Annotated in this window: 13 protein-coding genes; 9 read left to right on the forward strand and 4 right to left on the reverse strand. The window is 64.7% G+C overall.

The genetic code is table 11. The annotated features are described in order from the left end of the window. Positions 1-32 precede the first annotated feature (32 nt). Complete coding sequence (locus RPS27_RS36375) at positions 33-803, reverse strand: methyltransferase domain-containing protein (RefSeq protein ID WP_212065391.1); 771 nt, start codon at positions 801-803, stop codon at positions 33-35. A gap of 138 nt (positions 804-941) precedes the next feature. Here RPS27_RS36375 and RPS27_RS36380 point away from each other — a divergent pair, with 138 nt between their 5' ends. The 6 genes from RPS27_RS36380 to RPS27_RS36405 all read left to right on the forward strand — a co-directional run bounded on the left by RPS27_RS36380 (position 942) and on the right by RPS27_RS36405 (position 4,329). Continuing rightward, a complete protein-coding gene (locus RPS27_RS36380) occupies positions 942-1,685 on the forward strand; it encodes an SDR family NAD(P)-dependent oxidoreductase (protein WP_211418308.1) in 744 nt (247 codons plus the stop codon). Between the two features lie 81 nt (positions 1,686-1,766). Continuing rightward, on the forward strand, positions 1,767-2,480 hold the full coding sequence (locus RPS27_RS36385) for a hypothetical protein (RefSeq protein WP_212065392.1): 714 nt from the start codon (positions 1,767-1,769) through the stop codon (positions 2,478-2,480). A 17-nt stretch (positions 2,481-2,497) separates the two neighbouring features. Next, positions 2,498-3,184 (forward strand): ATP-dependent Clp protease proteolytic subunit, encoded by a 687-nt coding sequence (locus RPS27_RS36390; protein ID WP_212065393.1) that lies wholly within the window; start codon positions 2,498-2,500, stop codon positions 3,182-3,184. Between the two features lie 128 nt (positions 3,185-3,312). Continuing rightward, positions 3,313-3,489, forward strand: coding sequence for a hypothetical protein (locus RPS27_RS36395; RefSeq protein WP_018322718.1), 177 nt, complete (start codon positions 3,313-3,315; stop codon positions 3,487-3,489). 119 nt (positions 3,490-3,608) lie between these two features. Continuing rightward, entirely contained in the window at positions 3,609-4,040 is a 432-nt protein-coding gene (locus tag RPS27_RS36400) for a pyridoxamine 5'-phosphate oxidase family protein (protein WP_211417881.1), read from the forward strand. 13 nt (positions 4,041-4,053) lie between these two features. Beyond that, positions 4,054-4,329: a hypothetical protein gene (locus RPS27_RS36405; protein WP_211417882.1), complete on the forward strand. Its 276-nt coding sequence runs from the start codon at positions 4,054-4,056 to the stop codon at positions 4,327-4,329. Positions 4,330-4,379: 50 nt separating this feature from the next. Here the strand turns inward: RPS27_RS36405 and cax are convergent, their stop codons facing one another. Beyond that, entirely contained in the window at positions 4,380-5,480 is a 1,101-nt protein-coding gene (gene cax, locus RPS27_RS36410; RefSeq protein WP_211418309.1) for a calcium/proton exchanger, read from the reverse strand. 298 nt (positions 5,481-5,778) lie between these two features. After that, positions 5,779-6,840 (reverse strand): isocitrate/isopropylmalate dehydrogenase family protein, encoded by a 1,062-nt coding sequence (locus tag RPS27_RS36415; protein ID WP_212065394.1) that lies wholly within the window; start codon positions 6,838-6,840, stop codon positions 5,779-5,781. Positions 6,841-7,008: 168 nt separating this feature from the next. On the opposite strand from RPS27_RS36415, the gene RPS27_RS36420 reads away from it, so the two are divergent. Beyond that, positions 7,009-8,397, forward strand: a complete 1,389-nt coding sequence (locus RPS27_RS36420; protein ID WP_313755008.1) for an MFS transporter — start codon at positions 7,009-7,011, stop codon at positions 8,395-8,397. 3 nt (positions 8,398-8,400) lie between these two features. Here RPS27_RS36420 and RPS27_RS36425 read toward each other — a convergent pair whose 3' ends face one another. After that, positions 8,401-10,020: a B12-binding domain-containing radical SAM protein gene (locus RPS27_RS36425; RefSeq protein WP_211417885.1), complete on the reverse strand. Its 1,620-nt coding sequence runs from the start codon at positions 10,018-10,020 to the stop codon at positions 8,401-8,403. A gap of 305 nt (positions 10,021-10,325) precedes the next feature. Between RPS27_RS36425 and RPS27_RS36430 the strand changes: the two genes are divergently transcribed. Then, the gene (locus tag RPS27_RS36430) at positions 10,326-10,775 is read left to right on the forward strand and encodes a (2Fe-2S)-binding protein (RefSeq protein WP_194406855.1); all 450 of its coding nucleotides are present in this window, start codon (positions 10,326-10,328) and stop codon (positions 10,773-10,775) included. Between the two features lie 12 nt (positions 10,776-10,787). Beyond that, complete coding sequence (locus RPS27_RS36435) at positions 10,788-12,974, forward strand: xanthine dehydrogenase family protein molybdopterin-binding subunit (RefSeq protein ID WP_212065397.1); 2,187 nt, start codon at positions 10,788-10,790, stop codon at positions 12,972-12,974. The last annotated feature ends 50 nt before the right edge of the window (positions 12,975-13,024 follow it).

Genomic DNA, 13,024 nt, shown 5'->3' on the forward strand with positions numbered 1-13,024 from the left:
AACGAGCGCTTATGTCGCATTGCGGCAATGCATCAGCCCTTGCGCTGGGCCACCATGAAGAGACGGCGGAACGGGAACAGGGTCTGCCCTGCCGCATTCTTCGGATAAGCCTTTGCAACGCGCATCCCATAGGCGGCCTCGAATGCGATCTTTTCATCGTCCGCCAGCACGTCGAGATAGCGCGTCAACCAGGTCCCCTTGGTCCATTCCTTGACGGGATTCTCGCCTTCGAGCACTTGCAGATATTCGGTCTCCCAGATGTCGATGTTATCGGACATCGGCGCCAGAAGATCGTGATAGAAGGCCGGCCCCTCGACCGGCGGCGAGGTGACGAGATGCTCGACCTTGGACCGCCATGGACCATCCAGCGCCGTCTCGCCGATCAGCACGTGCGAGGGCGCCAGGAAGTTGCGCGGCATCTGCACCGCAAGCATGCCGCCAGGCTTCACCTTCTCCATCACCGACGGAAACAGTGCCGCGTGATTGGGCAACCAGTGCAGTGCGGCATTGGAATAGATCAAGTCGTATTGCCTGGCGGGACGCCAATGGCCGAGGTCCTCATGCGACCATTCCACGTCGGGTGCGGCCTTGCGGCCCGCGGCAACCATCTCGGCCGAGCCTTCGACCCCCGTCACCGCCGCGGCCGGCCAGCGCTCCTTGATGAGCTTGGTCACGTTGCCGGCGCCCGCGCCGAGATCGGCAATCTCGCGCGGGCCGAAATCCGGAATCCGCATCAGGAGGTCGACCGCGGGCCGGAGCCGGTGGCCGGAGAATTTCAGATATTGCTGCGGATCCCAGACCATCGCTCAGGTGCCTTTTCTTTTTCGTGTTTCCTTCAACGTCGCTCTTGGTTACCACTGCTCGTCCCGCGGAGGCAATTCAAGGCCCGCGGGATGGGCAGGAAACGGACGGCGCAAAAACCAACAAGAGAGCGTGTGACCATGGACCTCGGGCTCAAATCGAAAACCGCTGTTGTCACCGGCGCGAGCATCGGCATCGGCCGTGCCATCGCCAAGGGCCTCGCCGCTGAAGGCGTGCGCGTCGTCGGTGTGGCGCGGCGCACCGATCTGCTCGCCGAGCTGGTGCAGGAGGTCGGCGGCGGGCTGATCACGCCGTTCGAGCAGGACGTCATGGCCAAGGACGCGGCGGAGAAGATCGCGGCCTTCGCGTTGAAGGAGCTTGGCCATGTCGACATCCTCATCAACAACGCCGGTGGCAGCCGGCCGCTGCCGGTCGATGCACCCGACAGCAAATGGGACGAGGCGATCGCGCTGAATTTCACCAGCTACCGCCGCATCGCGCATGCGCTGCTGCCGCAGATGATCGAACGCAAATGGGGCCGCATCGTCAACATCACCGGCAAGTCCGAGCCGGAGGGCCTCAACGCCGCGTTCGCCGCCAAGGCCGCGGTGCACGCCTGGGCCAAGGGCCTGTCCCGCGAGATCGGCGAGCACGGCATCACCATCAACTGCATTCCGCCCGGCCGCATCATGAGCGAGCAGATCCGCCGCAACTATCCGCCGGATTATCGCGAGCGTTTTGCGGAGGAAGAGATCCCGGTCGGCTATTGGGGCGAGCCGGAAGACCTCGCCGCGCTCGCGGTGTTCCTGGCTTCACCCGTGGCGCGGTACATCACGGGCACGGTGATACCGGTGGACGGGGGACTGCGGCGGTATCAGTTCTAGGGACCACCGCGAAGTCAAAACAAGGCTACCGGAAGTTGAATGGCGAGAGTCTGGACGACGCCCGTAGGATGGCAGGGCGCCGTGAACCCGACGACGGCTTTCGACACGGAGCATCTCGGGTTTCGCAGGTACTTCAGCCGTCCTTCGAGCCGCATTCAGAAAATTCGCGGATACAAATTAAACGAATCTTTTGCTTTTCATCCTCAGGTAGCAGCCGAACCTGCCCTGTTCGGAGAGAGCGAAATGGCATTCGGCAAGCGTCAGTCCGGAGTTGGTGCCGCAGCTCAAACGTTCGACGTCGGCCTAACCGCCGCGCCCGCACCCAGCCAGGCCACTCCCGGGACTGCAGTGGCGACAGGCAGCCCGCTCCGCTGGCTGGTTGCGCTGCTGGCTTGCGGCGCCATGCTCTACGGGCTGGTCGCAAGCTACGGCGCGGGCATTCTGCGCGACCATCGCCTTTCCGGCACCTGGCAACCTGCCTATGACCTGCGTGCCACCGAAGGGAAGTGCGAGCGAACGAACTTCGTGATCACCTTCTGCAGCACCAAGATCATTTCGGTCGCAAGGCCCGACCAGCCGGCCGTGACCTATAAGTTCATGATGCTCTTCAGCAGCGGCGGCGGGGAAACCCTGGTGCCGGCGCGTTCGACGACCGACCGCGCGGCGATCACGGTTCTCTATGCCGCGGAAACAAAGCTCTGGAACCGGACGGTATCGTTTGTTTCCGTGGCGGGCCTGGTGGCGTTGTTCACCTTCAGCTCGCTGCTCCTGTTCTGGCGATCGCTCAATTCGTGAACCTGGGCGAGTAGAGCATGTCACGGCTCGTAACCGTCCTCGGTGCCGGCGGCATCTTGCTGCTGTGGGGCATCTGTCAAATGCCGTCTGGTTCCAGGGAGGCAGCGTCATGCCAGACGCTGTCTATCAGCGAAGAGCCGGACCGCATCCTGCTCGGCTGGAGCGGCCCCGTCCAGGAGCCCATGAACGAGCGGGTCGGCGCTGCCCTTGATCAATTCAAGTCCGATCAACGCCGGCTCGTGCTGGTCCTCAACTCGCCGGGCGGCTCGATCGAGCACGGCCGCAAGGTCGTCGCCGCGATCCGCGCCCGCAACCGTGCGATGGACACGTTCGTGCAGAAGGCCGGCGTCTGTGCCTCCATGTGCGTTCCGATCTTTCTCGCGGGCACGAAGCGCGTGGCCGATCCCGACGCCTACTTCATGTTTCACGAGGCCAGCCTGACCGGCAGCGCCAGGGACATGATGAAGCGACAGGAATTAGGCGAGGCTAACAGGGCCGTGGTCGCGGAGGTCGTGAAGACCGTCGAGACGCAAGCCACCGACGATCTGTTCCACAAGGACATGGGCATTCGCCGCGTCAACACGGCCTGGCTCGCGGGACTACGCAAGAAGATTCCCGGCCGCGATATCTGGATGAGCGCTCAACAACTCGTCGACGAGGGCTCCGGCGTCGTCGACAGCCTGAGCGTCATACCGCCCCAATAGAGGCGGTGCTGCCTGACCCATTTCGGAATCGCGGCATGTCGGAAGGGTTCCTCGCGAATACGCGCGGCTCTATGCCGGAACGGTCGATCCGCCAACGCGTTAGCTCCCATATATAGATGGAGAACATCATGAGCGTTGAAGGCAAGATCAAGGAAGGCGCCGGTTACATCAAGGAAGAGATGAACGAGCACGGCAAGGATCCCGAGAGCCAGCGCAAGGCCCAGGAGGGGCGCGATCTTCGCAACGAGGGCCGCATGGAAGACGGCAAGCCGCCGAAGACCACCAAGCCCGGCACCGGCCACTGAGCCGATCTGATTCAACACCGCCTCCGGTCAAAGCCGGGGGCGGTTTTTTGTTTGAGCGATACGAGCGAGGAACGTGAGCCCCATCCTGCCGTTGCTCCAGCCTCATTGGAGGAAAGTTCATGCCCAAGACGTCGCTTGCCGAAATCGCGAAGGACATGGCCGGGATCGACATCGCCATTCTTTCGACCCACACCGAGAACGGCGAGATCGCCAACCGCCCCATGAGCAACAACGGCGATGTCGCCTATGACGGCACGTCCTACTACTTTGCCTATGAGCAAACGCGGACCGTGTCGGACATCCAGCGCAATCCGAAAGTCGCGCTCGGGTTTTCGTCGGAAGCGGGCCTGTTTTCGAACGGGATCTACGTCGCCGTCGAAGGGACCGCCGAGCTGATCCGCGACAAGGCGGCTTTCCAACAGCATTGGACCAGCGATCTCGACGATTGGTTCGACGACGGCATCGATACGCCAGGCCTCGTCCTGATCAAGGTCAAAGCCAACCGCATCGCTTATTGGAAGGGCGGTGAAGAGGGTGAGGTTAAGCTCTGACCAGCGCGGGAACGTGCGGCGATTTCTTGAGTGGTTCTTCAGAAACCGTGAAACTGGTGCCATCACCATCGCGCAGTGGCCGAATCTCGTCCTCTGGATCGTGATCGTTGCGGGGGTTCTGCTTTGGATCTGGCCTGCCGCAGGCAAATCCAGCGTCGCTTTGACGATCGTCATGAAAGCCGGACTGATCATCTGGGGCGCCGACGAGATCTTTCGCGGCGTGAACCCGTGGCGACGCTGTCTCGGCGCCGCCGTCGTCGTCTATGTGGTCACGACCGTTCTGCTGTGAAGCCGTGGACATGACCGGCGGGGGTGACCCTCAGGACGGACGAACGCCCTTCATCCCTGGCCCGCCGGCGGCACCACATAGAGCGTCAGCGCGAAAACCGCATAGATGAAGATCATCAGCGCGCCGACGAACCATGCCGAGCGGCCGCTGGCGGTGATGTAGGCCGACGTGACCGTCGCGATCATCACCATGGTGACGGCGCCCGGCCAGAACTGCAGGTCCATCGGCTTCGGCCCCACGACATAGCTGAGCAGCACCAGCGCGGGTGCGACGAACAGCGCGATCTGCGAGGCGCTGCCGAGCGCGATGCTGACGGCCATGTCGAGCCGGTCCTTGCGCGCCGCACCGAACGCAACCGCGAATTCGGCGGCGGCGCCGACCAGCGAGACGACGATGAAGCCGACAAAGGCCGGGCTCATTCCGAAGGTTTCCGCCGCCTTCTGCACTGATTCCACGAAGATCTCGCTGACCAGCGCGACCAGCACGGTGACGACCAGCAGCGTGCCCACGGCTAATCCGATCGGCCAGTGCGCCTCCTTGTCGTCGCCGTGATCGGCGCTGGCGAACAATTCCTTGTGGGTCACGAGCGAGAACCATAAACCGAGTGCGTAAGCGAGGATCAGGAGGATTGAAATGCCAAGGCTGAGCTTGTTCAGGACGCCCCCGTCCGGTGGCAGGTGCTCGAGATCGGCGACCGCCGAAGGCGCAAGCAACGCCACGGTTGCCATCAACAGCAGGCCCGACGAGAGCCGCGCGCCGGCGCGGTTGTACTCCTGCACGTGGTAGCGCAAGCCGCCGAGCAGCAGGCAGGCCCCCAGCATGAACACCGCGTTGGTGACGATCGCGCCCGCGATCGAGGCCTTCACCAGCATGTACTGGCCTGCGCGCAGCGCGGTGATGGCGATGATCAGTTCGGTGAGATTGCCGAGCGTGGCATTGAGCAGTCCGCCCACGGCATCGCCTGTCTTCGCGGCGACCGCCTCGGTGGCATGGCTGAGCAGCGCCGCGAGCGGCACGATGGCCAGTACCGCCAGCACGAACAGCAGCGTGTGGGAATGCGGGGCCGCCTTCTCGGCCACCAGCACGATGGGCACGAACACCAGCATCCAGAGCAAAGGAGTATTCCGGACTTCCCTGAGTAGGATCTGCATGTCGTCCGCTCTTTCCATCGATGCCTCATGGAAAGGTCCGCGAGCTTGCTGCGGGAGTGTTGATCTGGCTCAACGTCGGCCGACAGATGCGCGCCGCCATTGGCGACCGACCGGGCAAATTAGGTGGGAGTGCACCGTGCCCCAGTCCCCAGGGCCAGGCAGCGGCTCGGTGTTTTGCCTGACGGGTCAACTTGATCGCGGCTGCGGACGCCCCCTCGGAAACGTTTCGAAAATCCCTTATCAATCAAAGGACTTCTACTGTGCATGGGGTTGTTTTTCGACTTTTTGGTCTGGAGCCTCACCCCGCCTGCAGGATTTCCGCAATCGCCGCCCCCGCCGCGATGGTGCCGAGCTTGCCGCCGACATCCCGCGTCGCCCTGCCCTCGCCGATCGCTTTGGCCACCGCAGCCTCGATCGCACGCGCGGCCTCTTCATAGCGGACGGCGCCCGTCTTCTCGCCGTGCCAGGCGAGCAGCAGCGCGGTCGACAGGATCAGCGAGATCGGATTGGCGACATCCTGTCCGGCGATATCGGGCGCCGAGCCATGCGCGGCCTGCGCCATGGCGTAGCGCTCGCCGACATTGAGCGAGCCGCCGAGGCCGAGGCTGCCGGAGAGTTCGGCCGTAAGATCGGACAGGATGTCGCCGAACATGTTGGTGGACACGATGACGTCGAAACGGTCGGGACTGCGCACCACATGCGCCATCATGGCATCGACCAGGATGTCGTCGACCGCAAGCCCGGGATAGGCCTTCGCCGCCTCGCGGCAAATGTCGAGGAACATGCCGTCGCCGATCTTGAGCACATTGGCCTTGTGCACGATGGTGAGATGCCTGCTCCGCTTCATCGCCAGACGGCAGGCGGCATGGGCGATGCGTTCGCAGCACAGCCGCGTGATCCGGCGCAGCGAGATCACGACGTCGGGCGTGACCAGCATCTCGCCATTGCCCTGCTCCAGATTACGGTCTGCATAGAAACCCTCGGTGTTCTCGCGGACCACGACGAGGTCGAAATCACTGATGCGGCCCGGCCTCCCCGCATAAGTGCGCGCGGGCCTGATATTGGCGTAGAGGTCGAGGTTCTTGCGAAAATGACGGGACGGATTGATCTCGCCCCGCGCCTCGTCCTTGAAGTCGAACGTCGCGGTCGGGCCCAGGATCAGGCCGTCGGCGGCGCGGACGATGTCGAGCAGCTCTGGCCGCACCGTGGTGCCTGACAGCTTCAGGCTGGCATGCCCGACCGCATGCTCCTCGAGGCGCAGGTTGAGCTGGAAGCGCTCGGACGCCGCGCGCAGCACGCCCGTGGTCGCGGTCGTGATCTCGGGTCCGATGCCATCACCGGGCAGAACGACGATTTGCATGGCGCTTCCCTCATTGCAGCAGCTGGCGCGATCATACGCCCGCGCGAAGCACCATCGCCCAGCCTTCGCGCATACACATCATGCACGCATATGCCTGTGGAAGCACCGCGGGCCGTAGTACATGCCAATGTCCCCTCAGCGAGGCCGCCGGAGCAACGCGCGAACGCAATGACAATCACGTTACCTGCCGCCGCGCGCGAGCCCGATCATCCCATCGCCGACGGCCTTCCGGCCGCCCAGCGCCGCTGGGCGATCGCGGCGATCTTCACCGCGCTGGCGATGGGCTCGCTCGACACTGCGATCGCCAACATCGCGCTGCCCTCGATTGCCGCCGATTTGCATGTCTCGCCGGAGCAGTCGGTCTGGGTGGTCAACGTCTACCAGATCGCACTGGTGGCGACGCTGCTGCCGCTCGGGGCGCTCGGCGAGATCGTCGGGCACCAGCGCATCTATCTCGGCGGCCTGATCCTGTTCACCATCGCCTCGCTGTTCTGCGCGGTGGCGTGGTCGCTGGAGAGCCTCCTGGTCGCGCGCACGCTGCAAGGCCTAGGTGCGAGCGGCATCATGAGCGTCAACACGGCACTGGTGCGTTTCGTTTATCCGGGCCGGATGCTCGGCCGCGGTTTTGGCCACAATGCGCTTGTTGTCGCGACCGCCTTCACGTTCGGGCCGTCGATCGCCTCCGCCATTCTCGCGCTCGGCCCGTGGCCCTGGCTGTTCGCCGTCAACATCCCGTTCGGCCTCGTCGCGATCGGCATCGGCTTTGCAATGCTGCCGAAGACGCCGCGCGCCGATCATGGCTTCGATTTCCTCGGCGCGGTGCTGGCGTCGGCCTGCCTCGGCCTGTTCATCACCGGCGTCGGCAGCGCCGCGCACAATCTGTCGCCGGTCGTCGTCGGCATCGAACTGGTCGTCGCGCTCGCGCTCGGCTTGATTCTGACGCGGCGGCACGCCGATCATCCGGCGCCGATGCTGCCGATCGACCTGTTCGCCCGCCCGATGTTCGCGCTGTCGGCGGCAACGGCCGTGTGCTCCTTCGCCGTGCAGGGTCTCGCCTTCGTCTCGCTGCCATTCTATTTCGAGGACGTGCTCGGCCGCTCGCAGGTCGAGACCGGCTTCTTCATGACGCCATGGCCGCTCGTGGTCGGCATCATGGCGCCGATCGCCGGGCGCCTGTCCGACCGCCATGCGGTCGGCCTGCTCGGCGGCATCGGCCTCGTGCTGCTTGGCCTCGGCATGACGCTGCTCGCGACACTGCCGGCCAACCCCGCCATTGCCGACATCATCTGGCGGATGGTGATCTGCGGCATGGGTTTCGGGTTCTTCCAGGCGCCGAACATGAAGGCGGTGATGTCGAGCGCGCCGCCGCATCGCAGCGGCAGCGCCTCCGGCATCGTCGCCACCGCGCGGTTGACGGGACAGACGACGGGCGCCGCGCTTGCCGCGGCCTGCTTCGCGCTCGCCGGCCACGAGGGCGCAACGCTGGCGCTGGCGCTCGGTGCCGGCTTTGCCGCCCTCGGCAGCGTGATGAGCTTCCTGCGGCTGGCGGTGAAGTAATCCTCAGGCCAAATGGCGGGCCGCCGTCACGTCGACGGCCGCCGCCGGAACGATCGTCTCGTCGTCCAGCGCGGCCAGGCGCGCATCGATGGCATCGATGACCTTTCGCGAGAACGGCCCGAGATGCGCATAGGCCGCGATCATCTGCACCGCGATCCGCGCGGACGACGTGTCACGCTTGGCGCAATTCATGAACGTCTGCCACAGCGGCCCGCGCGCCTCGGGAATGGCCGTGACGACCTTGTGCACGGTCTCCATCGCGCCGACCCTGGCGCGGATGTCGCCCTCGGCCAGCTCGTGGCGCTGCCTGGAGCGGTCGAGCAGCGTCATCAGCTTGTCGACGCGGCCGGCGTAGGCCGCCGGGCTGTACACGCGCTCCAGCACGGTCTTGTAGTCCGTCAGAATGTCGCGCAGCGGCCGCACCGGATCGAAATTGATGCCGCCGGTGCACTGGTCGCCGCCCGTCGTCGAAGCCAGGTCATGATCCGGATGCAGCCGGCCCTCCTTGGCGAGCCGCCGCGTCAGCTGCGTGTTCGGCAACGCATAGAGCAGGCCGACCATGGCGACCGGAATCGCGGCTTCCTCGATGAAGTCGATCATCGCCTCGGCCATCGAGACCTTCTCGTTGTCGAAGCCGACGATGAAGCCGGCGGTAACAAGCATGCCGGCAGCGTAGATCTTGTGGATGCTCTCGGCGATGTTGCGCCGCGTGTTCTGCTTCTTGCGCATCGCGACCAGCGTCGCGGGATCCGGACTTTCGATGCCGACGAAGATGCCGAAGAAATTGGCGGCGCCCATCAGCTCCAGCAATTCAGGATCGTCGGCGAGATTGACCGACGCCTCGGTCGACAGTTCGAACGGATAGTTGTGGGCGCGCTGCCACTCGGCCAGCTGCGGCAGAAACTGGCGCAGCGATTTCTTGTTGCCGATGAAATTGTCGTCGACGAAGTCGAGATGGCCGCGGTAGCCCATGTTGTAGAGCGTCTCGAGCTCGACGAACATCTGCTCGGTCGTCTTGGTCCTGGGCACGCGGCCGTAGAGCTCGATGATGTCGCAGAACTCGCAGGTGAACGGGCAGCCGCGCGAATATTGCACACCGAGATAGAGATAGTCCTCGAACTTCAGGAGGTCGAAACGCGGCACCGGCGTCCCGGTGACGTCGGCCTGGAATTTCGGCGCGGTGAAGACGCCGGAGCGCGCTCCGCCCTCCCAGGCCGCGATGAATTCGTCGATTACGCTCTCGGCCTCGCCGAGCACCCGGAAGTCAGCCTTCTCATAGACGTGGGGGCTCGACGTGGGATCGGGACCGCCGACGACAACCGGCTTGCCCGCCGCACGGCATTTGTCGATCAGGTGCAGCGTATCCGCCTGCTGCGGCAACATGCCGCCGGTGAAGACGACGTCAGCCCAGGCGAGATCGTCGTCACCGAACGCTTGCGTGTTGCAGTCGATCAGCCGGACGGTCCAACTCGACGGCAACATCGCGGCGACCGTGATCAGACCGAGAGGAGCGGCGGGACGCCGGACGCCCATCAGCTTGCAGGATTCGCCGAAGCTCCAGAACGATTCCGCCGTGAACAGCGGATAGAGCATCAGCACGTTGCAGGGGCTCGGCACGATCATGGAACTCCTCTGGCGTCGTTCGCAGTGTAGCAAAGCATCGCCGACTTGCATCCCGACATTGGTGGCAAATTACGCCGGGCGGAACACCGGAACGTCGTCTCAGGCCGCCTGTTGGCGGCGAGAGAGAAGCCTCCGCTCGGGCACGGGCGGGCTTCGGCCATGACCCCGCTTGGCCCATGATCTTCCCACGCCCGCGAAAATTTTCGGCAGCCACCCCGCGGACTGTTGATTTGAACAGTTCCAGTTTGCCGGACACATTGCGCGCCTGCGTTCAATCGGTGGATTGGGCCAATCAGGGGACTGCGATGGCAAACCTAATAATCAACGGAAAAACCTTCACTCTCGACGTCGAGCCGGATACGCCGCTGCTCTGGGCGATTCGCGAGAATGCCGGCCTGACCGGCACCAAATACGGTTGCGGCATTGCACAATGCGGCGCCTGCACCGTCCACATCGAAGGCGTCGCCACCCGCTCCTGCGGCGTCTCGGTCAGCGAGGCCGAGGGCAAGAAGATCACCACGATCGAGGGGCTCGCCTCGGGCGGCACCCTGCACAAGGTGCAGGAGGCCTGGATCGCCCAGGACGTGCCGCAATGCGGCTATTGCCAGAGCGGCATGATCATGGCGGTCGCGGCGCTGCTGACCGAGAAGCCGAAACCGACCGACGCCGACATCGACGAGGCCATCACCAATATCTGCCGCTGCGGCACCTTCCAGCAGGTGCGCGAAGCGATCCACACGATCGCCAGCGCCTAAAGGAGCCGCCCCATGAACAAGCATGTTTCTCCCAAGATGAACCGCCGTGCCTTCGTCATCGGCAGCGCCACGCTCGGCGCCGGTCTCGCCATCGGCCTCGACATCCCCTTCGGCGGGCCCGCCATTGTGCGCGCGGCCGACGGCTCGCCCGAGATCGGCGCCTGGGTCGTGGTGAGACCCGACGACACCGTGGTGATCCGCATCGCCCGCTCCGAGATGGGCCAAGGCTCGCTGACGGGTCTCGCCCAGCTCGTCGCCGAAGAGCTCGAATGCGACTGGACCAAGGTCACGACCGAATATCCGACACCGGGCCAGAGCGTCGCACGCAAGCGCGTCTGGGGCGATTTCTCGACCGGCGGCAGCCGCGGCATCCGCTCCTCGCAGGACTATGTCCGCAAGGGCGGCGCCACCGCGCGCGTGATGCTGATCCAGGCCGCCGCCGACGCATGGAAGGTGCCGGCCTCCGAATGCACGGCTGAAAACAGCGTCATCACGCATAAGGCGTCGGGCCGGACCACGACCTACGGCAAGGTCGCCGAAGCCGCCGCGAAGCTGACGCCGCCGGCCGAGGTCAAGCTGAAGGACCCGAAGGACTGGAAGCTGATCGGCAAGGGCGTGAAGCGCCTCGACACCGTCGACAAAACCACCGGCGCCATGATCTACGGCGCCGACGTCAAGCTGCCGGGCATGCTGAATGCCGCGATCAAGGACTGCCCGGTGTTCGGCGGCAAGCTGAAGAGCTTTGACGAAGCCAAGATCGCCGGCATGAAAGGCGTCAAGAAGGTCGTCAAGGTCGGCGATACCGCGGTCGCTGTGGTCGCCGACACCTGGTGGCACGCCAAGACCGCGCTGGAGGCGCTGCCGATCGTCTGGGACGAGGGCGACAACGCCAAGGTCTCCAGCGAGTCGATTGCGAAGTGGCTCACCGAGGGCCTCGACGATTCTCAGCCGGCCTATGTCGGCAACAAGAACGGCGATGCCAAGGCCGCGATTGCGAGTGCGGCGAAGAAGGTCGAAGCCGTCTACTCCTATCCCTACCAAAACCACGCCACGATGGAGCCGATGAACGCCACCGCGCTCTACACCGCGGACAAATGCGAGGTCTGGTGCGGCACGCAGAACGGCGAAGCCGCCTTCGCTGCAGTGCTGGAAGCGTCCGGCCTGCCCGCGGAGAAGTGCGACGTCCACAAGGTGATGCTGGGCGGTGGTTTCGGCCGGCGCGGCCAGACCGACTATGTCCGCCAGGCGGTCGTCATCGCCAAGCAGATGCCGGGCACGCCGATCAAGCTGTTGTGGTCGCGCGAAGAGGACATGGCGCATGGCCGGTATCACCCGATCACCCAGTGCAAGATGACCGGCGCGTTCGATGCCAACAACAATCTGGTCGCGCTGCACTACCGCCTGTCCGGACAATCGATCCTGTTCTCGCTGCGCCCCGAGGCGCTGCAGAACGGCATGGATCCGGCGGCGTTCCAGGGCGTCGCTCAATCGGGCGAAGCCGCGTTCGGCTATTCGGTGCCGAACCTTCTGGTCGAGCATGCGATGCGCAACCCGCACGTCCCGCCCGGCTTCTGGCGCGGCGTCAACGTCAATCACAATGCGATCTACATGGAATGCTTCATGGACGAGCTGGCCCAGGCAGTAGGCCAGGACCCGCTCGAGTTCCGCCGCAAGCTGATGGGCAATCACCCCAAGCACCTCGCGGTGCTCAATGCGGTCGCGGAGAAGATCGGCTGGGACAAGCCGGCGCCGCAGGGCATCTATCGCGGCATCGCCCAGGTCATGGGCTATGGCAGCTATGTCGCCGGCGCCGCCGAGATCTCGGTGACCGACGGCAGCAAGATCAAGGTGCATCGCATCGTCGCCTCCACCGACCCCGGCTACGTCGTCAATCCGGCGCAGGTGGAGCGGCAGATCGCGGGCTCCTTCGTCTATGGCCTCTCCGCGCTGTTCTACGGCGGCTGCACCGTCAAGGACGGCAAGATCGAGCAAACCAACTTCGACACCTACAACTCGATGCGCATCAACGAGATGCCGAAGGTGGAATCGGTGATGGTGCCGAGCGGCGGGTTCTGGGGCGGCGTCGGCGAGCCGACCATCGGTGTTGCCGCGCCGGCGGTGCTGAACGCCTATTTCGCCGCGACCGGCAAGCGCATCCGCTCGGTGCCGCTGCGCGACCAGAACATCACCTTCGCCTGAGAAACGCCGCGGCGGCCACGATAGCCGCCGCGGCACATTTTTCCGGACAA

This window comes from Bradyrhizobium sp. WYCCWR 12699 (assembly GCF_032144035.1).
Classification (GTDB): Bacteria; Pseudomonadota; Alphaproteobacteria; order Rhizobiales; family Xanthobacteraceae; genus Bradyrhizobium.